Source organism: Tolumonas lignilytica (assembly GCF_000527035.1).
Lineage (GTDB): Bacteria > Pseudomonadota > Gammaproteobacteria > Enterobacterales > Aeromonadaceae > Tolumonas > Tolumonas lignilytica.
In genome coordinates, this window is record NZ_AZUK01000001.1 from 2,662,501 (window position 1) to 2,684,274 (window position 21,774).

Sequence of the window (21,774 nt, forward strand, 5' to 3'; positions counted from 1 at the left end):
GCCGTAAGGCAAGTGGTAGGGGAGCGTTCTGTAAGCCTGTGAAGGTGTGTGGTAACGCATGCTGGAGGTATCAGAAGTGCGAATGCTGACGTGAGTAACGTTAAAGGGAGTGAAAGACTCCCTCGCCGGAAGACCAAGGGTTCCTGTCCAACGTTAATCGGGGCAGGGTGAGTCGGCCCCTAAGGCGAGGCTGAAAGGCGTAGTCGATGGGAAGCGGGTTAATATTCCTGCACTTTTTGTAACTGCGATGAGGGGACGGAGAAGGCTAAGTAGGCCAGCGGTTGGTAGAGCTGGTGAAAGGTGGTAGGGAAGTACGGTAGGCAAATCCGCTGTACTATATTCCGAGAGCCGAGACGAAGTGACTACGGTCATGAAGTTACTGATGCCACGCTTCCAGGAAAAGCCTCTAAGCTTCAGGTTACAAAGAACCGTACCCGAAACCAACACTGGTGGTCAGGTAGAGAATACCAAGGCGCTTGAGAGAACTCGGGTGAAGGAACTAGGCAAAATAGTACCGTAACTTCGGGAGAAGGTACGCTGATGTTGGTGAAGAGATTTACTCTTGGAGCGAATGTCAGCCGCAGTGACCAGGTGGCTGGGACTGTTTAACAAAAACACAGCACTCTGCAAACACGAAAGTGGACGTATAGGGTGTGACACCTGCCCGGTGCCGGAAGGTTAATTGATGGGGTTAGCGCAAGCGAAGCTCTTGATCGAAGCCCCGGTAAACGGCGGCCGTAACTATAACGGTCCTAAGGTAGCGAAATTCCTTGTCGGGTAAGTTCCGACCTGCACGAATGGTGTAACCATGGCCACGCTGTCTCCACCCGAGACTCAGTGAAATCGAATTCGCCGTGAAGATGCGGTGTACCCGCGGCTAGACGGAAAGACCCCGTGAACCTTTACTACAGCTTGACACTGAACATTGAACCTACCTGTGTAGGATAGGTGGGAGGCTTTGAAGTGATGACGCTAGTTGTCATGGAGCCGTCCTTGAAATACCACCCTGGTATGTTTGATGTTCTAACCTTAGCCCGTTATCCGGGCCAGGGACAGTGTCTGGTGGGTAGTTTGACTGGGGCGGTCTCCTCCCAAAGAGTAACGGAGGAGCACGAAGGTGGGCTAATCACGGTCGGACATCGTGAGGTTAGTGCAAAGGCATAAGCCCGCTTAACTGCGAGACGGACAGGTCGAGCAGGTGCGAAAGCAGGTCTTAGTGATCCGGTGGTTCTGAATGGAAGGGCCATCGCTCAACGGATAAAAGGTACTCCGGGGATAACAGGCTGATACCGCCCAAGAGTTCATATCGACGGCGGTGTTTGGCACCTCGATGTCGGCTCATCACATCCTGGGGCTGAAGTTGGTCCCAAGGGTATGGCTGTTCGCCATTTAAAGTGGTACGCGAGCTGGGTTCAGAACGTCGTGAGACAGTTCGGTCCCTATCTGCCGTGGGCGTTGGATGATTGAGTGGGGTTGCTCCTAGTACGAGAGGACCGGAGTGAACGAACCGCTGGTGTTCGGGTTGTCATGCCAATGGCACTGCCCGGTAGCTAAGTTCGGAAAAGATAACCGCTGAAAGCATCTAAGCGGGAAACTTGCCACGAGATGAGTCATCCCTAGGACTTTGAGTCCTCTGAAGGGCCGTTGGAGACGACGACGTTGATAGGTGAGGTGTGTAAGCGTAGTGATACGTTGAGCTAACTCATACTAATGACCCGAGAGGCTTAACCATACAACACCCAAGTGGTTTCAAACCCCAATGCTTGTTTGACTGATTGAATGACAGCTTTCCAATGAACCGAATATGCCTGGCGGCGATAGCGCGATGGAACCACCTGTACCCATTCCGAACACAGAAGTGAAACGTTGTAGCGCCGATGGTAGTGTGGCATTCGCCATGTGAGAGTAGGACACTGCCAGGCTTCTAAATTAGACGAAAGTCAGCCGAAAAAAAGTGCTGATATGGCTCAGTTGGTAGAGCGCACCCTTGGTAAGGGTGAGGTCCCCAGTTCGACTCTGGGTATCAGCACCATGAAAAGAATGAAGCCCTGCAGATATCTGCAGGGCTTTTTGTCTTAAGGATGCATAGGGATGATGTGGCGTATATTACCGGTTATTGCTTGTGTATTAATCGCTGGATGTAGCTCTCAATCAGGTACTCAGAGTAACGTCTCACCAAATGTAACACCTTCAAATACAGCATTATTCCTTCGCGGTGATATGACTGATTGGGATGCTCGTTCTGAGTATCAGGTTCAGCAGACATCCTCTAATGTATTCAGTGTTAAAGCTGAGCTTCATGAAGCCGGTAAAACCTACCATTTTAAATTTGCCGATGCTCGCTGGTTGCCTGCTATGAACTATGGTGCCGCGATGGATGATGCTGAATTAAGTCTGGATACACCTGTCCCGGTTCGGGCATACAGTTGTTTAGATGAGCTTTCGTTTACGCCTGAACTGGCTGGTAAATATGAATTTGTGCTGGATTTACGGAATCGTCGGGCAGTCGCATTGGTCAAATTAGTTCAATAAAAAAAGCGCTGATATATCAGCGCTTTGTGAGAGTTTATTTGTTTTCAATACCAACAATTATCCACGACGCATTGTTAGCTTTAATATCTCGTTCTAAATGCCAGATTTCGTTTATATCTTCTTCAATACCTTCAACAACATCGCGGTAGCGGCCTTTAAATAGTACGCTGAGTTGTGCTGAACTTGCTCTGCGGTCAGCTCTGACCAGTTCAGAATTCAGATATAAAACTTCAGTGTGTTGTTCCCCAGGATATTCTGCCCGTTCCCGTTTCAGAACATTAAATAGATCAGGTGTTACATATTCCTGTATTTTTGAAAAATCATTTACGTTCCAGGCTGTTTGCAAAGTTTTGTAATGATCATTAGCTTCTTTTATGAATGTAGAGATATCAAATCCGGCAGGTAAGTCGAAAGGGACTGCATCTGTAGTTATTGATGAAGAGCCGGCATTACCTGATTCTTGGGATACTGGTTCAACAGGTTGTCTGGCCTGATAGGGCATGTTGTAGGCGGGTTGTGAGCCGTGTGCTGTCGTTGATTTTTTATTGCGTAAGAAGCGGATAATAAAGAATGCTATCCCTGCTATCAGCAAAATATCGAGCATGTGAAGACCACTAAACGCACCACTGCCCAATAACCACGCAAAAAGTCCTCCAGCCAGTAAACCACCTAATAAACCGCCCATTAATCCGCTCTTATTTGGCTGTATTTGCTTATTGATAGTTGGATTGACTGTATTGATGGTATGAGCAGGTTGCGAGGGTGCTGTTTTGAAGCTTTGGCCAAATGATTTGCCCCCACCAAATTTTTTTGCTTCCGCATGCTCCGAGAACAATGAGATACTGAAGATTAATGAAAAAATAGTGAGCATGGAAAACAACTTACGCATACTTTTATCCTTGATGATTACATTGTGTAACATCCTATCCTGAAGTAGCGAACCGTCAATTCATTTAGTTAAGTTGCTCTTTTCGGAAAAAACGAAATATTTTCTAGAAATAGAAAATTTATCAGAAATAAAAACCCCTCGGCTAGGCGAGGGGTTAAGCAAAGATAAGTGAATAGCTGATTAGTTAGCTTTAATCCACTGATCCATATCAGTTTTTAGGTTATCTGATTTAGTACCAAAAATAGCCTGAACACCAGTACCTGCAATGACAACGCCTGCTGCACCTAAAGATTTCAGTTTGGTTTGATTAACATTTTCTGTGCTTTTTACACTAACACGCAGACGTGTAATACAAGCGTCCAGATTGGTAATGTTTTCTTTACCACCGAAGGCGTGAACTAATTCGCCAGCCAATTCTGTGCCTGATAATTCTGCATTGTCAGCAGATTCGTCTTCGCGACCTGGTGTTTTCAGATCTAGGAACTTGATGACTGCACGGAATACTGAGTAATAAACAGCGGCATAGCATACACCGATCATTGGGAACATGATCAAGTTGCTACCTTTGTTGCCTATTACACTCAAGACCAAGAAGTCGATCAGGCCATGTGAAAAGCTGGTACCTGCACTCATATTCAACGTGATACATACCACGAATGCCAGACCAGCCAATACTGCATGAATTGCATAAAGAACTGGTGCAACGAACATGAATGAGAATTCGATTGGTTCAGTGATACCGGTTAGGAATGAAGTCAGCGCAGCTGAAATCATGATACCGCCAACTTTAGCCCGGTTTTCTGGTTTAGCACTATGCCAAATTGCAATAGCGGCAGCAGGTAGACCGTACATTTTGAACAGGAAGCCGCCAGCTAATTTACCTGCAGTAGGATCGCCAGCGATAAAACGAGGAATGTCACCGTGAAAAACTTGCCCTGCAGCATTAGTGAATGAGCCTACTTGCATTTGGAATGGTACGTTCCAAATATGGTGCAGGCCAAAAGGAACTAATGCGCGTTCAACAACACCGTAGATGCCGAATGCCAATGTTGGATTCTGATATGCAGCCCATTGTGAGAATACGTCAATTGCATGACCAATTGGTGGCCAAATAAAGGACAGAACAACTGCAGCTAGAATTACAGAGAAACCTGTAATGATAGGTACGAAGCGTTTACCAGCGAAGAAACCTAAATATTCAGGTAACTGGATACGATAAAAACGGTTGAACATGAACGCGGCAATTGCACCAGCGATGATACCACCTAACACACCGGTGTTAGACATGTGCTCTACCGCCACAGCGTAGTCTGGTGCTGATGGGGCAATACCTGCAATGAATGGTGCAGCAACGGTCATGGTTTTGGTTAAAATAGCATAACCCACTGTTGCCGCTAATGCTGCTACCCCATCGTTGTTTGTAAAACCAAGGGCAACACCAATCGCGAAAATGAGCGCCATGTTGCCAAAAACAGCGCCGCCGGCCTGAGCCATTATTTGAGAAACAACTGCTGGTAACCAGCTAAAGTTAGCAGAACCGACGCCTAGCAGGATACCAGCAACAGGCAGCACGGATACCGGTAACATCAGCGACTTACCGACTTTTTGCAAATTTGCAAATGCATTACTCATTTAAAACTCCTGATGAGTGTTTTGATGGGAAATCCAGAAAATTTTTTATAGTCATTAATTGTGATTAGATCTTTGCTAATAATTAAAGCGTCAGCAGTGACGCTTTAATAAAAATGAAGCATAGATCGTAAATGCCATTTTCGAGAACATACCGTGAAAAAACAAGAGATTAAGATGTAAGTTATTATTAATAATATGATTTACGGTTTCGTGTTGTAGCTTTACATTCATGTTTTTTACAAAACACATCACATCGAAAGTTAATGTAATTGATTTTTTGCTTGTTTTCCCTTCATTTGAAACTTCAATTGAAATTCATTCCTAATGGAAGGAATGAATACACAAAGAATGAATGTTTATTAAATATGAAATGTTGTTACGAAATGAATTAATTTAAATTGTTTATTGATTTGTGAGCAATAAAAAACCCCTCCGAAGAGGGGTTAAAAATGGAAACCTAAGTTGTTATGTAATTAGTGGGTTTTAATCCAGTGATCCATATCAGTTTTCAGGTTGTCTGATTTAGTACCGAAAATTGCTTGTACACCAGAACCTGCAACTACAACACCTGCTGCGCCCAGCGCTTTCAGTCTTGCTTGATCCACTTTTGCAACTTCTTTCACGCTAACACGCAGACGAGTGATACATGCATCCAGGTTGGTGATGTTGTCTTTACCGCCGAAAGCATGAACCAGTTCACCAGACATTTCAGTTGCATCCATGGCCAGGTCTTCAGCAGTTTCATCTTCACGACCAGGAGTTTTCAGATCCAGTGCCACAATTGCTACACGGAATACTGTGTAGTAGATCGCTGCGTAGATCAAACCGACGATTGGGAACATCCAGCCTTTGGTTGATTGAGAGAACAGCACAATGAAGTCAATCAAACCGTGAGAGAAGGTAGTACCGTGTTTCATACCCAGCAGAATCATCACTACGAACGCTGAACCAGCCAGCAGAGCGTGGATTGCATACAGAACTGGAGCAACGAACAAGAATGCAAATTCGATTGGTTCGGTGATACCGGTCAGGAATGAAGTCAGCGCAGCTGAAATCATGATACCGCCGATACGAGCACGATGTTCTGGTTTTGCAGTGTGCCACATAGCGATAGCAGCAGCAGGCAGACCGTACATTTTGAACATGTAACCACCAGCCAGGTTACCCGCAGTTGGGTCACCAGCGATGTAACGAGCGATTTCACCGTGGAATACCTGACCAGCAGCATTGGTGTATTCACCTACTTCGAAGAAGAATGGTGCGTTCCAAATGTGGTGCAGACCAAATGGGATCAGTGAACGCTCAACGATGCCGTAGATACCGAATGCCAGTGCTGGGTTTTGGTACGCAGCCCAATGGGAGAAGGCTTTGATTGCGCCACCGATTGGAGGCCAAATGAAAGCAAGTACAACACCAGCAACAATGGCTACGATACCAGTTGACAATGGAACGAAACGTTTACCGGCAAAGAAGCCCAAGTAGTCAGGCAGTTCAATACGGTAGAAACGGTTAAACATATATGCAGCAATACCGCCAGCGATAACGCCGCCCAGAACACCGACGTTTGAAACGTTTTCAGCTTGTGCTGCGAAATCAGCAGCAGTTGGGTTTAAACCAGCCAGCAAGGGAGCAACAACGCTAACTGTTTTGGTCAGAATGAAGTAACCAACGGCTGCAGCCAGACCTGCAACACCATCATTTTTGGTGAAACCTAAAGCTACACCGATTGCGAATAACAATGCCATGTTACCGAAAACGGCACCACCGGCTTGTTCCATGATTGATGATAAAGTTGCTGGCAGAACACTGAATTTTGCTGCACCGACGCCCAGCAGAATACCTGCTACTGGCAGTACGGATACAGGCAGCATCAATGCCTTACCGACTTGTTGAAGATTTGCGAACAAATTTTTCATATAAATGAGCTCCTGAGGAGTGTGCGTCCTATTAATGGATTGAATTACACGGGTTTCAATTAAAAGAAACCGCTATTTATATTCTGTGTATTTCAACAAGGTTTATGATAGTTGAATTAATTTTTCTAAGAAGCGAATAAATAAAGAAATAAAATACAGATCACATAGATGATTGTTTCTTATTTATTGCGTTAGAAACAATAATAGGTAATAGGTAACTTATTATATCTAATATATTTTTATGTGTTTCTTTGTGTCTTTATATTTTGCTTTGTATTTTGATGTTTCTGATTGAAACACTTTGTAACAAGTGTGATTGCGGTAAACTGTATATAGAGCAGAAATAATTAGATTGGGCTGCAACAAATATATAGATTGGTGCGGTTGTCATAAATTTAAAGTCCCAATCAGTGAAATAATTGGGACATCAAATTAATTAAAAATTATTCAACGCTATATGGCACAGGAATTAGCGTTAATGTACTGGTTTGATCGTTTTCTACTCTAAATATGCTATCTGGCAGCGTATCACTTGGTAACACTACACTTAACAGTACTTGATTCTTTTGTTGCCATACGTCGAGAATAGTTCCACTAATCCGCCAATGCTCACCGACCTGGCGTTCTATCACTGTTTCAGTTGTTATGGGCTGATTGACGCTCCCTTTTAGAATATAAAGAGCTCGATTATTTGCTCCACGATACTTCGCTCTGGCTACAATTTCTTGGCCGGTATAGCATCCTTTGGTAAAACTAATGCCGTGCAAAGCCTGAAGGTTGAGTGCTTGGGGGATAAATTCTGTTTGGGTTTGCTTACTGAGCTGTGGAATACCATCAATAATATCAAGAGCTTTCCAATTGACCGCAATGCATTCTGGAAGGGATAGATTCAGCGGTTGTTCTTTCTCTTTCAGGAAAAACCAACGATCTGGATTTATTTGAATCCAGTTTATTTCAGTAAATGACCCCGACTTGACTTGTGTTGCTTGCCAGATATCAGTTCCAGCACCAGCTATCCCTAATATGTCATATTGTTCACTGACGTCACTGATTGTGACTTTGGAAAATACAGCATATTTTTTTAATTCAGCCAGTTGAACATCCGCTAACTCTTTTTTGTAGAGCATTAATAGGTCTTGGTTACGCTTCAGCAATCGAAATACCGCCAGAACTTTACCTTTAGGCGTGCAATGAGCGCCTAATGTGCTTTGCCCTATAGGTAATGCAGTTACATCACAAGTAACTTGTCCATTCAGATATTTCTCTGCATCAGGACCTTCCAGGCGGATCACAGCTATATCATTCAAGTGATATACACTAGGCTCTGAAGGGAATAAAAATTTTTCATTCATCATGTTTTTCCACTGAAGGATGGTAATTCATGGTAAATAACGGACTATTGTTTGTCAGCTGATATTGCTGAGATTATTAAGAGGAATCATCATATGAACGCTGATTTATCACGGCTTCGATGGGCTTGTCGCAGAGGGATGCTTGAATTGGATACAATTCTTGCTCCTTTCCTAGAACATGAGTATCCAGAACTCTCTGATGTTTTACAGCGTGATTTCCAACGTGTACTGAATTGTTCTGATCTCGAGTTATATCGATGTTTGCTTCGGGCTGAAACACCATCAGATTTATCATTACAATCAATATTGGGAGTCATTCGTGAAAAACATCAGGCACGTCATTCGAGTTGAACCATCACATCATCATCAATTGTTTTTAGTGATTGGTCATATCATTGTTGGATGGTTGGCGTGGACAGGTTTGCATGGTCATTTGTGGCTGGTCTTTTTTATCATGTGGGGCGGTTCACTTTTCTGGTCTTTATATCAGGCCTATCACCGCCAATTTGAATTTGAAATGCGCGGGGATGAAATTTTTATGGATGGGAAGTTTTACCATGTCATGCCTGCATCTAAAGTAGGATATGGTTTTCTCTGGCTGGTTTTACATGGCGATAAGGTAACGCATTTATGGTTGTTTTCTGACAGCATGGACGAAGCCGAATACCGCCGGATTGCCCGGCGGATCAATATGCGAACTCAGTAATCCCCAGGGATCAGAATGGTTGGTGCTGGGTTATCCTGTTGTTCAGGGTAATCCAGATTGTAATGTAATCCTCTAGATTCTTTACGCGCCATGGCTGAGCGAACAATTAGCTCTGCAACTTGTAATAGATTACGCAGTTCCAATAGATTATTTGAAACTCGGAAGTTGGCATAATATTCATGAACTTCCTGTTTAAGCAGATCAATGCGTCGTTTAGCGCGTTCTAATCTTTTATTGGTTCGCACAATTCCAACATAGTCCCACATGAACAACCGCAGTTCATGCCAGTTATGCTGGATGACGACTTCTTCATCTGAGTTTGAGACCTGACTTTCGTCCCATGCTGGTAACGATGGCGGCATACTGCTCATGGGTAAATGAGCTTGTATGTCTTTAGCTGCAGATTGAGCAAAAACAATACATTCCAGAATGGAGTTAGATGCCATACGGTTGGCGCCATGTAAACCGGTATAAGAAACCTCACCGATGGCATAAAGACCTGGGATATCTGTTTGCCCGAATCGGTCACTCATCACCCCGCCACAGGTATAGTGTGCCGCTGGAACAACAGGAATTGCCTGCTGAGTAATGTCAATTCCCAGTTTGAGGCAGCGTTCATAAATAGTTGGAAAATGCTTACGGACGAAATCAGCTGGTTTATGGCTAATGTCTAGGAACATGCAATCAGCTCCCAGGCGTTTCATCTCATAATCAATAGCGCGAGCGACGATATCTCGGGGTGCCAGTTCTGCACGAGAATCAAATTCAGGCATAAAACGAGAGCCATCGGGCCGTTTCAGCAGTGCACCCTCACCTCGTAATGCTTCGGTCAGCAAAAAGTTACGGTCATCGGGATGAAAAAGCGTCGTAGGGTGGAATTGATTAAATTCCATATTGGCTACTCGACAACCGGCACGCCATGCCATAGCAATTCCATCACCGGAACTGACATCAGGATTTGAGGTATATTGATAAACCTTGGAGGCGCCGCCTGTAGCGAGAGCAACAAAACGGGCTCTGACGGTTTCAACCTGTTCTTTGGTGCGATTCCAAATATAAGCGCCTAATATCCGGTTGCCTGGAATCCCCAGTTTTCGCGTAGTGATGAGGTCAACCGCGTTGAATCGCTCCATTAATTGGATGTTCGGATGTTGTTTTACCCGATCAACTAATGTGACTTCTACATATTTGCCGGTAGAGTCGGCAGAGTGAAAGATGCGGCGATGACTATGCCCACCTTCTCGTGTCAGGTGATATGCAGGCTCTCCATCTTCAGATGTGTTTTCTTCTTTATCAAAAGGGACGCCTTGCTGAATGAGCCAGTCAATAGACTCTTTTGCATTTTCTGCGGTGAACTCTACAATAGCTTTATCGCATAATCCGGCACCGGCATTTAATGTGTCGTTGACATGTGATTCGATGCTATCTGTTTCTTCAGCTACAGCAGCGATGCCTCCTTGGGCATAATAGGTTGCCCCTTCACTTAAGGGTCCTTTGCTCAATATCATCACTTTTGCATGATCCGCTAAGCGTAATGCTAAAGTGAGGCCTGCGGCACCACTGCCAATGATCAAAACATCGCAGGAGTATTCAACATTCTGTTTCATAAGTATCATTGGCCTTGATGATGAAAGCTTTATACTAGCCCAACTGATGGTCAGGTGCAGCCCGGATCACGTTTTTTTGCGGAGAATAGAACTTTTCTCCAAAAATACTGTCTCACTAAGTGCGCTACTTCGGGCCGATAGTGCAAATCAGGAGGAAATCGGCGTCGATATGAGCGATATAGAGATCGATCAACAGTTGGTTGAGCGAGTACAAAAAGGTGACAAGCAGGCATTTAATCTGTTGGTGACAAAATATCAGCGGAAAATAATGAATCTGGTGAGTCGTTATGTGAGCAATCCAGGTGATACTGCTGATGTGGTTCAGGAAGTATTTATCAGTGCTTATCGTTTCTTGCCTTCATTCAGAAATGACAGTGCTTTTTATACTTGGTTGTATCGCATTGCAGTGAATACGGCAAAAAACTATTTGGTTTCAAATGGCCGTCGTCCACCAGGAATGGATGTAGATATTGCTGATGCAGAACAATATGACTCAGGTGATGCATTACGGGACATTGCAACTCCGGAACGGTTGCTTTCATCTGAACAGGTGCGTCAAACAGTCATCAATGCACTGCAGTCGTTACCTGAAGATTTAAGAACTGTGATTACATTACGGGAAATAGAAGGGTTAAGTTACGAAGAGATTGCCGAGGTTATTGATTGTCCTGTAGGCACTGTTCGTTCTCGTATTTTCCGTGCACGAGAAGTTATTGATAATCGTCTTAAGGCCGTACTGCAGGGAATAGATTAGGATTATCCTGCTTTGAAATGGAGTAACGGGTTAGTATGACAACATCAAAAGAACATGTTTCCGCTTTGATGGATAATCAGTTGCAATCTGAACAGACGTTGAATGCACTACTGAATGATCCTTCTACCTTTGAAACTTGGGAGCGTTATCATCTTATTGGTGATGCATTACGTGATGAATTGCCTAATCAGCTTGATTTGATGCTTTCTCAACGAATTGCTGATGCTTTAGAGCAAGAAACGATGATTGTGAAACCTGAACGTCATCTCTTTGCGGTAGTTAAGCCCAATGTGAAACGTTTTGTACAGGTTGCTGGACAATATGCGATTGCAGCTTCAGTTGCGCTGGCGGTATTGGTCGGTATTAATCAGCAGCACGATAACCTGGCTGGGATCAAGCAAGGGCCGGTATTAAATACTGTGCCTATTGGTGGTTCAGCTACACCGGTGAGCGTAAATTACAATCCTGAGCATGTGCATGCATTGCCATCTTCATCAGTCATGACTGAGCAGCAATTGCAAGCTGAGCGTCAACGGATTGCTCGATATATTCAGGATCATCAATTACAACAGCGTTTATCTCCCATTGAGCGGTAATTGAATTTTGAAGTCTCGCATTATTTTGGTTTGTTTTACCCTCATCTGCTCTATCACTAAAGCCTCTGCTGAACCATCTGCTGAGGCTTTGTTATTTCAGATGCAACGTGGGTATCATCACAACAATTTTGAATTGGTAATGGCGCATATACTACAAAATACGCTTGAACCTTTGCGTCTTACCCATGGTTGGAATGACCGTACAGAAATAACGCATCTGTTGGCTTTAAGTGGTCGTCCAGTCGAATATCTGGGGAAAAACAAACAAGTTACGTTCGCGGAATCTGCAGATGTTTCCTATACGTTGCAAAAATCCAAACTGCCTGGATTATGGTTTTCAATTCTGAACTGTTCGCCAGAAACGTTGTTAAAGTATTACGATGTTGTTAGTACAGGGAAAGGACGTATAGCAGGGCAAGTAGCACAATCTGTACGTTTAACAGCTAAGGAAGATACAAAATATAATTTTACGCTTTGGTTGGAGCAGAAAACCGGTATTTTGTTGCGACTGGACGTCAATGATGCTCAAGGCAATATGGTAGAACAATATCTTGGTATGGATTTTCGTTTCTTGCCTGAGCAGTCTCCTGATATTAAAGCATTGGCGGCGATGAAAGTCCCTCCAGCCGAAACAAGTCATGAAATTTATCATGCTGCGCCTGTTTCACATCAGTGGATTTTGGGATGGTTGCCCTCAGGTTTTGTTTCTCTATCATCAGATCAACACAAACTAATTGGTAGTGATGAATTAGTGGACTATTTTATGCTTAGTGACGGATTGGTTGATGTTTCTGTCTATATTTCACCATCGTCAACCAAGCTCAATAGTCGTGAACGGGAACAGGTTGCAATTCACGGTGCAACATCCATTTTGAGTTTGGTCCGGGACGATGGCGTAACACTCACGGTAGTTGGTGAATTACCACTAGTCAGTTTACGACATATAGCTGAGACTGTTCAAATCGCTCAGTAAGGGGGTTGTCAATGATTGAAGCAATTGCCACTGTGGTGGGTATGCGTGATGGGCTGGTCAGTGTTGAATATAAACGGACATCGGCGTGCGGCCATTGCGAAAACAACTCAAGCTGCAGTATTAAGGCGGAGGGTGAACATGCGGGTGAGCATATTATCGATATCGCTTGTTCCTTGTCCCTTGAAATTGGCCAGCAAGTCAGAATTGGTATCCCGGAGAATGAATTGGTGAAAGGGGCATTATTGATTTATATTTTACCCTTATTTTTCATCATGCTAGGCGCTATTCTCGGGCAGTATTTTGCACCGTTAGGTGATGATTGGCCTGCTATTGAGGGCGCCTTTCTCGGCGGATGTATTGGATTTATGCTGATGCGCATTCGCTCATCCCGATTATCTTCAGAAGAGTATAAACCGGTTATTTTGGGCGTTAATATTCCTGTCATTCAAATGGTTTGATGAGCATTCAGTGATTGCATTCCTGTTCATTCAAGACAGGAGTGCAATCAGTCGCTACTAATCATAGCTCTGCCGCCGCTAATCCAGTAAAATCCTGCCCAAATTGTCGTTAATTACATGTCATCACATAAATAAGACCTCATGAAGAATATTCGTAACTTCTCTATTATTGCCCACATCGACCATGGTAAGTCGACTTTGTCAGATCGCTTGATTCAGATTTGTGGTGGCCTTTCCGAACGTGAAATGCAGGAACAGGTTCTTGACTCCATGGATCTTGAGCGTGAGCGTGGTATCACCATCAAGGCGCAGAGCGTTACGCTGAACTACAAGGCTAAAGATAACGAAACATACCAACTGAATTTCATCGACACGCCAGGTCATGTGGATTTTTCTTATGAAGTGTCTCGTTCACTGGCTGCCTGTGAGGGGGCATTGTTGGTGGTCGACGCGGGTCAGGGGGTAGAAGCTCAGACACTGGCGAACTGCTATACCGCGATGGAAATGAATCTGGAAGTTGTGCCAGTTCTGAATAAAATTGATTTGCCACAAGCTGAACCTGAACGTGTTGCTGAAGAAATTGAAGACATCGTTGGTATTGATGCGATGGACGCCGTTCGTTGCTCAGCTAAAACCGGCTTAGGTGTGGATCTGGTTCTGGAAGAGATTGTTAAAAAAATTCCGGCGCCGTTGGGTGATCCGGATGCGCCATTGCAGGCCCTGATTATTGATTCTTGGTTTGATGATTATCTTGGCGTTGTGTCATTGGTTCGTATCAAAAATGGTAGCCTGAAAAAGAACGATAAAATCAAGGTCATGAGCACCGGCCAGTCTTGGGGCGTAGATCGTCTGGGTATTTTCACGCCGAAACAAAAAGATACCATGGCTCTCTCCTGCGGGGAGGTGGGTTGGGTGGTCTGTGGTATCAAGGATATCCATGGTGCTCCAGTAGGGGATACACTGACATTAGCTAAGAACGGCGCCGAAACTGCATTACCTGGTTTTAAAAAGGTGAAACCACAAGTCTATGCGGGGCTGTTCCCGATTTCTTCAGATGACTATGAAGCGTTCCGTGATGCATTGGAAAAATTATCACTGAATGATGCATCGTTATTCTACGAACCAGAAAACTCTACCGCGTTGGGTTTTGGTTTCCGTTGTGGTTTCCTTGGCATGCTGCACATGGAAATCATTCAGGAACGTTTGGAGCGTGAATATGATCTTGATCTGATCACGACCGCACCGACCGTAGTATATGAAATCGTGCAAACTGATGGTTCAACGATTCATATTGATAGTCCGTCCAATTTACCCGCTATCACCAGCATTCAGGAATTACGTGAGCCGATCGCCGAATGTCATATTCTGGTGCCACAAGATTATCTGGGCAATGTCATTACCTTATGTATTGAAAAGCGTGGTGTGCAAACCAATATGGTTTACCACGGTAATCAGGTAGCGCTGACTTATGAAATTCCGATGGCCGAGGTTGTTCTGGATTTCTTTGACCGTCTGAAATCAACCAGCCGTGGTTATGCATCTCTCGATTATGCCTTCAAACGGTTTGATACGGCGGATATGGTGCGTCTGGACATCATGATCAATGGTGAGCGTGTTGATGCATTGGCGATCATTACACACCGTGATAATGCGCAGTCTCGTGGTCGCCTGTTGGTGGAAAAAATGCGTGAGCTGATCCCGCGGCAGATGTTTGATATTGCTATTCAGGCTGCAATTGGTAACCATATTATTGCGCGCAGCACAGTTAAAGCGATGCGAAAAGACGTTTTGGCCAAGTGTTATGGTGGTGACGTCAGCCGTAAGAAAAAACTGCTGAACAAGCAGAAAGAAGGTAAAAAACGTATGAAGTCGCTGGGTCGGGTTGATGTCCCTCAAGAGGCATTCCTGGCTATCCTACATGTTGGAAAGGATAACTAATTAAAATGGCTAATACTTTTGCTCTGATTCTGGTGGCTGTCACAGTCGTGACCGGTTTGGTCTGGCTATTGGATCGTTGGTTTCTAGTTCCTATGCGAGCGGCAAAAGCTCGTAAAGCTCAGGAACAAACTAAAGCACCACTGACCGCTGAAGCCATAGAAAAATTGATGATGGAACCCGTGTGGGTTGAACAGTGCAAAGGCATTTTCCCTGTGATTGCCGCTGTGTTGGTTTTGCGTTCTTTTATCTACGAACCATTTCAAATTCCATCTGGATCAATGATGCCAACCTTGCTGGTTGGCGATTTTATTCTGGTAAACAAATTTGATTATGGTTTAAAAGACCCAATCACCAATCACACCATTATTGAAACAGGTCATCCTCAACGCGGTGATGTCATCGTTTTTAAATACCCAGAAGATCCAAGTATTGATTACATCAAACGCGTGATTGGTTTACCCGGAGATAAAATTATCTTCCGTAATAAAGAGTTGTATCTGCAACCGGCCTGTCATGACAGTAAGGTTTGCCCAGAATTGAAGAAAATTGATACCAAGTTCATCGAGACTGGCGCTTTTCAACAGTTAGGGATGCCGTTGGAACATTATTCTGAGCAGTTAACAACCGCTAAGAGTCATGACATTCTGCGGAACAGCTTTATTCCGGATCGTGTAGGTCAATATTACCAGCAAGAAGGCCAGCCAGTTGGGGAGTGGGTTGTGCCTGAAGGTCATTATTTTGCGATGGGTGATAATCGCGATAATAGTCTGGATAGTCGTTTCTGGGGCTTTGTACCAGAGCGTAACTTGGTTGGTAAAGCGGTTGCTATCTGGATGAGTTTTGAATTCGATCGACCAGAAGGTAGTTCTGTACCTAAGTGGATTCCTACTGGTGTTCGTTTTAACCGTATAGGCAGTATTCAGTGAATGATAAATTACCACGCTTAGAGCAAAAGCTAGGCTACCAGTTTCAGAATAAAGATTTATTAGTCCGGGCTATCACACACCGCAGTGCAGGCTCTCGTCACAACGAGCGGTTAGAGTTTTTAGGGGATTCAATTCTCAGCTTGGTTATTGCTGAGGTGCTTTATCATCGCTTCCCGAATGTCAGTGAAGGCGATATGAGCCGAATGCGGGCGACATTAGTGCGCGAAAAGACATTGGCTGAATTAGCACGTGAATTTGCACTGGGCGATTATCTGATCCTGGGGCCTGGTGAGCTAAAAAGTGGTGGTTATCGGCGAGAATCTATTTTAGCGGATACAGTTGAAGCACTGATTGGGGCTATTTATCTGGATAGTGATCTGGATAAGATCCGTTCTCTGTTATTGCAGTGGTACAACGAAAGACTGGATGCGATCCGCCCTGGGGTGGAACAAAAAGATCCTAAAACGCGGTTGCAGGAATTTCTGCAAGGGCGTCGTCGCCCACTGCCAACTTATGCGGTAACAGACGTTAAAGGGGAAGCACACAATCAGCAATTTATGGTTGAGTGTGTTATTGAAGATATTGAAACTGCGTTTGTTGGTATTGGTTCCAGCCGCAGAAAGGCCGAGCAGGCCGCTGCTGAAAAAGCACTGGAGCAATTAGCATGACGGAAGAAGAAAAGACCTATTGTGGTTTTGTGGCCATTGTTGGCCGCCCTAATGTGGGTAAATCCACGTTACTCAATAAATTATTAGGCCAAAAAGTCAGTATTACCTCGCGCAAACCGCAAACGACGCGGCACCGGATTTTGGGTATTGATACTCAAGGCGCTTATCAGACGATATTTGTGGATACGCCCGGCCTGCATATCGAAGAAAAGCGCGCCATCAACCGTTTAATGAACCGTGCCGCCACCAGTTCACTGGGCGATGTGGAAATGGTGGTGTTTGTTGTGGATGGTACACAATGGACGGATGATGATGAAATGGTGCTGAATAAGCTGCGTCATGTTCGTTGCCCGGTTGTTTTGGCCGTCAATAAAGTCGATAACATCAAAGATAAAGAGGTGTTGTTTCCGCATTTGCAGTGGCTGGCGCAAAAAGGAAATTTCGCTGAGATCATGCCCATTTCTGCCACCAAAGGTACGAATGTCGAGAAAATTCGTGAGATGGCGCGGCAGTTGTTACCGGAGGGGCAGCACTATTTTCCGGAAGATTATATTACCGATCGCAGTTCACGCTTTATGGCCTCCGAAATCGTACGTGAAAAACTGATGCGTTTCATGGGCGAGGAATTGCCTTATTCAGTCACCGTTGAGATCGAGCGTTTTAAGGTTGAAGAAGACGGCTTATTTCATATCAATGCCCTGATTCTGGTTGAACGTGAAGGCCAGAAAAAGATGGTGATCGGTAATAAGGGTGAGAAACTCAAAGTGATCGGCACCGAGGCGCGTCTGGATATGGAACGCTTGTTTGGACAACGCGTTTTTCTGGAATTGTGGGTGAAAGTGAAGTCCGGATGGGCTGATGATGAGCGCGCCCTGCGTAGTTTAGGTTATGGTGATGACTGAGCCGGAGTTATTACCGGCTTTTGTATTACATACCCGCCCATATCGGGAAACCAGTCAGCTGGTGGATCTATTTGTTGCATCGATGGGCAAAGTGACTGTCGTTGCAAAAGGTTCCCGCTCTTCCCGTTCTTCGTTAAAGGGGCTGCTACAGCCCTTTTTACCACTACATATTCATTTCGGTGGCAAAAGTAGTCTCAAAACCCTGTTACAGCTTGAAACTCGCAGCACTCAAATTGTCTTGCAGGGTGAGCGTTTATTCAGTGGCTTATATTTGAATGAACTGCTTTATTATCTACTGGAGCCTGATGCTGAGTATCCCGGTTTGTTTAGCAGTTATTTCCAAGTCTTACTGGCTTTGTCTGAGCAACGAGAAGTCGTTTCAATCTTGCTACGCCAATTTGAATTATTGCTCTTGCAACAGTTGGGATACGGCACGGATTTTTGTTACGCTGCGGACAGTGGTTTACCCATTGATCCCGATAGCTTTTATCGCTATGAGCTTGAGTCGGGCTTTATCGCGACCTCGTTACGACACCATTCGTTTTTCTCTGGTCGGGAAATATTAGGAATATCTGAACAGGATTTTTCAGACAGTACTGTTTTGGCGGCGGCCCGTCGTTTTAGTCGGCAGGCATTTGCGGCATTATTAGGTAATCGGCCCCTGAAAAGCAGGGAGCTGTATTCTGCATACATAGCAAGGAGATCAGAGTGAGCAAGATTTTACTGGGTGTGAACATTGATCATGTCGCTACACTGCGTAACGCGCGTGGCACGGCCTATCCTGATCCTGTTTTTGCTGCTGCACTGGCGGAACAGGCGGGAGCTGAAGGGATCACGGTGCATCTGCGCGAAGATCGTCGTCATATCACAGATCGTGATGTTGAAATTCTGCGTCAAACTATTAAAACGCGGATGAATCTGGAGATGGCGGTGACTGACGAGATGGTCTCGATAGCTTGCCGAATCAAACCCCAGTTTGTCTGTTTAGTACCGGAAAAACGTCAGGAAGTTACTACGGAAGGTGGTTTGGATGTGGCTTCACAGATTGCCCGGATCCAGGATGCCGTGAATCGTCTTTCCGCTGTCGGAACAAAGGTCTCTTTATTTATTGATGCCGACCATGTGCAAATTGATGCTGCGGTTGCTACCGGGGCGCCTTATATTGAGATCCATACCGGTCGTTATGCTGATGCTGAAACAGAAGAAGCACAACAGGAAGAGCTGGCCCGTATCGCGGAAGCAGCCGCGTATGCAACGCAGAAAGGATTAAAAGTGAACGCCGGGCACGGCTTGCATTATCAGAATGTGCAGCCGATAGCCGCCATTCCTGAAATGATCGAGCTGAATATCGGTCACGCTATCATTGGCCGGGCAGTATTCAGTGGTCTGCCGGAGGCGGTTGCAGAAATGAAACGCCTGATGCTGGAAGCGCGTCAGTGACATGTGCATTAGTGCGAACCTAAAAAACAGAAGGGCCGTCATATGACGGCCCTTTCATTTAATGAGCAAGTAATTAAGCAACCGCTTTCATTTCGGATACTTCTTTCGTATCAACGACCAGAATACTGGCTTTACGGAAGAAGTTGAATTCGGTTGCAGAAGCCCAAGTGTAAGCTCCCATCATTTTTCCGACAATCACATCCCCGACATTCAGCTCTGGCAAGTCGATATCATCGGCAATTACATCAATGCTGTCACAGGTTGGACCGGCCAGAACAGCAGGTTTAGCCTCGCCAACTGCATAAGGGGCTGACTTTGGATAGTTGATATGGTCAAACAGTTGACCACTGTAGCTGCCATATAAACCATCATCCAGATAGTACCAGGTACGACCGAAACGCTCGGCTTTACCCATGACGCTGGCGACGGATGTCATGCAAGGCGCTGAAATGAAACGGCCTGGCTCAGCCAGTTTACGAATACCAGCAGGCGTATTGTTCAATGCTTCACGGATTGGGGCGCAGAATTCATAAATATCGAAATCTGAGCCATCAGCGCCGTAGTTGACAGGAAAGCCACCACCAATATCCAGCACTTGAAGCTCAATGCCTTCTGCTGCAGCATCGCGCAATATCTGGTTGCAGGCGGTGATCGCTTCAACATGGCGACGCGCATTAGGCACTTGAGAACCGACATGGAATGACAAACCAATCACGTTCAGGTTCATGGCCTTGGCTTTACGCAGTAATGGCAAGGCAGCCTCTGGGGTACAACCGAACTTCTTGGACAGATCAACTTTCGTTTCTGGATTCGGGAAGCTGACGCGAAGCAGTAACTCGGCTTTGTCTTGATAAGGAATGAATTTATCCAGTTCTACCGGGTTATCGAATACAAAGACTTTACAGCCATATTCGAGCGCATAACGGATATCACCGTCACGCTTGATCGGGTGTGTATGAATACAATCGTCCGGATTGATCTGATTTTCTAACATCACATCAACTTCGCCGTTTGTTGCTAAGTCAAAACCACAACCTTCCGCTTTCAGCGTTGCGACAACAGCCGAGTGAGGTAATGGTTTCAATGCATAATGCAGACGAACATCTGGCAGGGCTTGAGTTAAAGCGCGGTACTGTTTGCGGACAGCCGCCTGATCCAGAACCAGCAAAGGGGAACCATAGGTTGCGACCAGTTCGCGGTAATCCAGTTCAGCAGGGACGATTTCGTTGTTCATTGTATGTTTACACCTCACAAAAGGGCCACCGCCCTGTCACCAGTGATACGCTCTGTCCGATCCAGCAGAACGCGATGCTTTATAAAAAATTCCGGCGCATTATCGGGCTTTTATGTGACAGTGCAATAGCAAATATCACACTATTTTCGCATCAATGCATACTATAGGCTATTTATCAGCATTAACGGCGGGGATATGTGTGGTTTTTTGGTAAGAAAATCTAACAACATAGCCTTTATTTGGATTTTAACTTGTAGATGTGTCGGTATTTGGCGGTAAATAAAGAATTTTATGAAATGTTGGCAAGTATGAAACTTTTTACTCATCAAGATAAAAAATGGTGGGGTAAATGCTGTTGCCGTTCAAGGGATGGGGCTTGAATGGCAACATTTTTATTCAGTTAACACTCTGAATTATGCGATTTTATTTTCCAACTGGCCTGAGGGGATAAAGCCAGCAAGGAGCAAAGATCGGGCAATAATTTTTCCAGTTGTTGTTCAAATTGCCAGGGCGGATTAAATATGGCCATGCCCGAACCGTGCATGCCCCAAGTCGGCGATTGCGCCTGAACACTGAGTTCAACCGTTAACATGGGGATACCCAATTTTTCACATTCTCTGAGCATACATTGACTGCGGTCTGCATCTTTCCCCAATAACGGATACCAGACGGCGTAGATCCCCACGGCCCAGCGCTTCCAGGCTTTAGCTAACGTCTTGACGACACGCTCATAATCTTCTTTCAGTTCATAGGGCGGATCAATCAATGCCAGGCCCCGACGTGGGGTAGGCGGAGTCAGGGCCACTAATCCTTCAAATCCATCACGATGATGAAGTGCAACACGGTTATCTCGTTGCATATGCTGACGCAGGATGTCAATTTCATTGTTATGCAGTTCCATCAGGATCAGACGATCTTGTTCGCGCAACAGGGCACGAGCAATTTCTGGTGAACCGGGATAAAAGTGCAAAGTGTTGTCTGGATTCAACGCAGCAACACAATCCAGATAACTTTTCAGAGCCGGCCACTGTTCTCGCTGCGGCCAAAGGCGGGCAATGCCTTCTTCATATTCTGCTTTTTTATTCGCCCATTCGCCGGTGAGATCATAGCAACCACCACCGGAATGAGTATCAAGATAACAGAACGGTTTGTCCTTTTGTTTTAACTGATCGATCAATAACGCAAGGACGGCGTGTTTAAGTATGTCGGCGTGGTTGCCGGCATGGAATGCGTGACGATAACTGAGCATGA

Annotated in this window: 20 protein-coding genes, 1 tRNA gene and 2 rRNA genes (1 of these 23 only partly in view); 16 read left to right on the forward strand and 7 right to left on the reverse strand. The window is 45.1% G+C overall.

Annotated features, from left to right (window positions below; genetic code table 11):
- The 4 genes from H027_RS0112345 to H027_RS0112360 all read left to right on the forward strand — a co-directional run.
- Window positions 1–1,732 (forward strand): 23S ribosomal RNA (locus H027_RS0112345); it begins 1,155 nt to the left of the window's first position.
- Between the two features lie 75 nt (window positions 1,733–1,807).
- Window positions 1,808–1,922 (forward strand): 5S ribosomal RNA (gene rrf / locus H027_RS0112350).
- Between the two features lie 34 nt (window positions 1,923–1,956).
- Window positions 1,957–2,032: transfer RNA gene (locus H027_RS0112355), tRNA-Thr, on the forward strand.
- Window positions 2,033–2,091: 59 nt separating this feature from the next.
- Window positions 2,092–2,532 carry an early set domain-containing protein gene (locus H027_RS0112360; RefSeq protein WP_024872767.1) on the forward strand — a complete coding sequence of 147 codons (441 nt, stop codon included), beginning with the start codon at window positions 2,092–2,094 and terminating at the stop codon, window positions 2,530–2,532.
- A 34-nt stretch (window positions 2,533–2,566) separates the two neighbouring features.
- Here H027_RS0112360 and H027_RS0112365 read toward each other — a convergent pair whose 3' ends face one another.
- The 4 genes from H027_RS0112365 to ygfZ form a co-directional block, all read right to left on the reverse strand.
- Complete coding sequence (locus H027_RS0112365; RefSeq protein ID WP_024872768.1) at window positions 2,567–3,421, reverse strand: Tim44 domain-containing protein; 855 nt, start codon at window positions 3,419–3,421, stop codon at window positions 2,567–2,569.
- Between the two features lie 180 nt (window positions 3,422–3,601).
- Window positions 3,602–5,053, reverse strand: a complete 1,452-nt coding sequence (gene ptsG / locus H027_RS0112370) for a PTS glucose transporter subunit IIBC (protein ID WP_024872769.1) — start codon at window positions 5,051–5,053, stop codon at window positions 3,602–3,604.
- A 473-nt stretch (window positions 5,054–5,526) separates the two neighbouring features.
- Window positions 5,527–6,969: a PTS glucose transporter subunit IIBC gene (gene ptsG, locus H027_RS0112375; RefSeq protein ID WP_024872770.1), complete on the reverse strand. Its 1,443-nt coding sequence runs from the start codon at window positions 6,967–6,969 to the stop codon at window positions 5,527–5,529.
- A 443-nt stretch (window positions 6,970–7,412) separates the two neighbouring features.
- Window positions 7,413–8,324, reverse strand: a complete 912-nt coding sequence (gene ygfZ / locus H027_RS0112380) for a tRNA-modifying protein YgfZ (protein WP_038149282.1) — start codon at window positions 8,322–8,324, stop codon at window positions 7,413–7,415.
- A 135-nt stretch (window positions 8,325–8,459) separates the two neighbouring features.
- On the opposite strand from ygfZ, the gene H027_RS19380 reads away from it, so the two are divergent.
- Both H027_RS19380 and H027_RS0112390 read left to right on the forward strand, forming a co-directional pair.
- On the forward strand, window positions 8,460–8,672 hold the full coding sequence (locus H027_RS19380; protein ID WP_420804660.1) for an FAD assembly factor SdhE: 213 nt from the start codon (window positions 8,460–8,462) through the stop codon (window positions 8,670–8,672).
- A complete protein-coding gene (locus tag H027_RS0112390) occupies window positions 8,641–9,027 on the forward strand; it encodes a protein YgfX (protein ID WP_024872773.1) in 387 nt (128 codons plus the stop codon). Before H027_RS19380 ends, H027_RS0112390 begins: the two co-directional genes overlap by 32 nt.
- Here H027_RS0112390 and nadB read toward each other — a convergent pair.
- Window positions 9,021–10,634: an L-aspartate oxidase gene (nadB, locus tag H027_RS0112395; protein ID WP_024872774.1), complete on the reverse strand. Its 1,614-nt coding sequence runs from the start codon at window positions 10,632–10,634 to the stop codon at window positions 9,021–9,023. The genes H027_RS0112390 and nadB overlap by 7 nt on opposite strands.
- A 169-nt stretch (window positions 10,635–10,803) precedes the next feature.
- Between nadB and rpoE the strand changes: the two genes are divergently transcribed.
- The 10 genes from rpoE to pdxJ all read left to right on the forward strand — a co-directional run bounded on the left by rpoE (window position 10,804) and on the right by pdxJ (window position 19,289).
- Window positions 10,804–11,388 carry an RNA polymerase sigma factor RpoE gene (rpoE, locus tag H027_RS0112400; protein ID WP_024872775.1) on the forward strand — a complete coding sequence of 195 codons (585 nt, stop codon included), beginning with the start codon at window positions 10,804–10,806 and terminating at the stop codon, window positions 11,386–11,388.
- A 35-nt stretch (window positions 11,389–11,423) separates the two neighbouring features.
- A complete protein-coding gene (locus H027_RS0112405) occupies window positions 11,424–11,984 on the forward strand; it encodes a sigma-E factor negative regulatory protein (protein ID WP_051448989.1) in 561 nt (186 codons plus the stop codon).
- 7 nt (window positions 11,985–11,991) lie between these two features.
- Window positions 11,992–12,957, forward strand: a complete 966-nt coding sequence (locus H027_RS0112410; RefSeq protein ID WP_038149283.1) for a MucB/RseB C-terminal domain-containing protein — start codon at window positions 11,992–11,994, stop codon at window positions 12,955–12,957.
- Between the two features lie 11 nt (window positions 12,958–12,968).
- Window positions 12,969–13,415, forward strand: coding sequence for a SoxR reducing system RseC family protein (locus tag H027_RS0112415; RefSeq protein ID WP_024872778.1), 447 nt, complete (start codon window positions 12,969–12,971; stop codon window positions 13,413–13,415).
- 141 nt (window positions 13,416–13,556) lie between these two features.
- Window positions 13,557–15,353, forward strand: coding sequence for a translation elongation factor 4 (lepA, locus tag H027_RS0112420; RefSeq protein WP_024872779.1), 1,797 nt, complete (start codon window positions 13,557–13,559; stop codon window positions 15,351–15,353).
- 5 nt (window positions 15,354–15,358) lie between these two features.
- Window positions 15,359–16,279: a signal peptidase I gene (gene lepB / locus H027_RS0112425; protein ID WP_024872780.1), complete on the forward strand. Its 921-nt coding sequence runs from the start codon at window positions 15,359–15,361 to the stop codon at window positions 16,277–16,279.
- Window positions 16,276–16,947, forward strand: a complete 672-nt coding sequence (gene rnc / locus H027_RS0112430) for a ribonuclease III (protein WP_024872781.1) — start codon at window positions 16,276–16,278, stop codon at window positions 16,945–16,947. Before lepB ends, rnc begins: the two co-directional genes overlap by 4 nt.
- On the forward strand, window positions 16,944–17,849 hold the full coding sequence (gene era, locus H027_RS0112435; protein ID WP_024872782.1) for a GTPase Era: 906 nt from the start codon (window positions 16,944–16,946) through the stop codon (window positions 17,847–17,849). Before rnc ends, era begins: the two co-directional genes overlap by 4 nt.
- A complete protein-coding gene (gene recO, locus H027_RS0112440) occupies window positions 17,842–18,561 on the forward strand; it encodes a DNA repair protein RecO (protein WP_024872783.1) in 720 nt (239 codons plus the stop codon). The genes era and recO overlap by 8 nt, the downstream gene beginning before the upstream one ends.
- A complete protein-coding gene (gene pdxJ, locus H027_RS0112445) occupies window positions 18,558–19,289 on the forward strand; it encodes a pyridoxine 5'-phosphate synthase (protein ID WP_024872784.1) in 732 nt (243 codons plus the stop codon). Before recO ends, pdxJ begins: the two co-directional genes overlap by 4 nt.
- 73 nt (window positions 19,290–19,362) lie before the next feature.
- On the opposite strand, the gene H027_RS0112450 is transcribed toward pdxJ, so the two are convergent.
- Both H027_RS0112450 and H027_RS0112455 read right to left on the reverse strand, forming a co-directional pair.
- Complete coding sequence (locus H027_RS0112450; protein ID WP_024872785.1) at window positions 19,363–20,523, reverse strand: type III PLP-dependent enzyme; 1,161 nt, start codon at window positions 20,521–20,523, stop codon at window positions 19,363–19,365.
- Window positions 20,524–20,923: 400 nt separating this feature from the next.
- On the reverse strand, window positions 20,924–21,772 hold the full coding sequence (locus H027_RS0112455) for a 23S rRNA (adenine(2030)-N(6))-methyltransferase RlmJ (protein WP_024872786.1): 849 nt from the start codon (window positions 21,770–21,772) through the stop codon (window positions 20,924–20,926).
- Between the last annotated feature and the right edge of the window lie 2 nt (window positions 21,773–21,774).

Coding starts and splice junctions, on each gene's coding strand:
- H027_RS0112450 (WP_024872785.1), bottom strand. CDS start 20,523: ATGAACAACGAAATCGTCCCTGCTGAACTGGATTACCGCGAACTGGTC.
- H027_RS0112455 (WP_024872786.1), bottom strand. CDS start 21,772: ATGCTCAGTTATCGTCACGCATTCCATGCCGGCAACCACGCCGACATA.
- ygfZ (WP_038149282.1), bottom strand. CDS start 8,324: ATGATGAATGAAAAATTTTTATTCCCTTCAGAGCCTAGTGTATATCAC.
- lepA (WP_024872779.1), top strand. CDS start 13,557: ATGAAGAATATTCGTAACTTCTCTATTATTGCCCACATCGACCATGGT.
- H027_RS0112365 (WP_024872768.1), bottom strand. CDS start 3,421: ATGCGTAAGTTGTTTTCCATGCTCACTATTTTTTCATTAATCTTCAGT.
- rpoE (WP_024872775.1), top strand. CDS start 10,804: ATGAGCGATATAGAGATCGATCAACAGTTGGTTGAGCGAGTACAAAAA.
- ptsG (WP_024872770.1), bottom strand. CDS start 6,969: ATGAAAAATTTGTTCGCAAATCTTCAACAAGTCGGTAAGGCATTGATG.
- H027_RS0112415 (WP_024872778.1), top strand. CDS start 12,969: ATGATTGAAGCAATTGCCACTGTGGTGGGTATGCGTGATGGGCTGGTC.
- lepB (WP_024872780.1), top strand. CDS start 15,359: ATGGCTAATACTTTTGCTCTGATTCTGGTGGCTGTCACAGTCGTGACC.
- era (WP_024872782.1), top strand. CDS start 16,944: ATGACGGAAGAAGAAAAGACCTATTGTGGTTTTGTGGCCATTGTTGGC.
- ptsG (WP_024872769.1), bottom strand. CDS start 5,053: ATGAGTAATGCATTTGCAAATTTGCAAAAAGTCGGTAAGTCGCTGATG.
- H027_RS19380 (WP_420804660.1), top strand. CDS start 8,460: ATGCTTGAATTGGATACAATTCTTGCTCCTTTCCTAGAACATGAGTAT.
- H027_RS0112360 (WP_024872767.1), top strand. CDS start 2,092: ATGATGTGGCGTATATTACCGGTTATTGCTTGTGTATTAATCGCTGGA.
- recO (WP_024872783.1), top strand. CDS start 17,842: ATGACTGAGCCGGAGTTATTACCGGCTTTTGTATTACATACCCGCCCA.
- nadB (WP_024872774.1), bottom strand. CDS start 10,634: ATGAAACAGAATGTTGAATACTCCTGCGATGTTTTGATCATTGGCAGT.
- H027_RS0112405 (WP_051448989.1), top strand. CDS start 11,424: ATGACAACATCAAAAGAACATGTTTCCGCTTTGATGGATAATCAGTTG.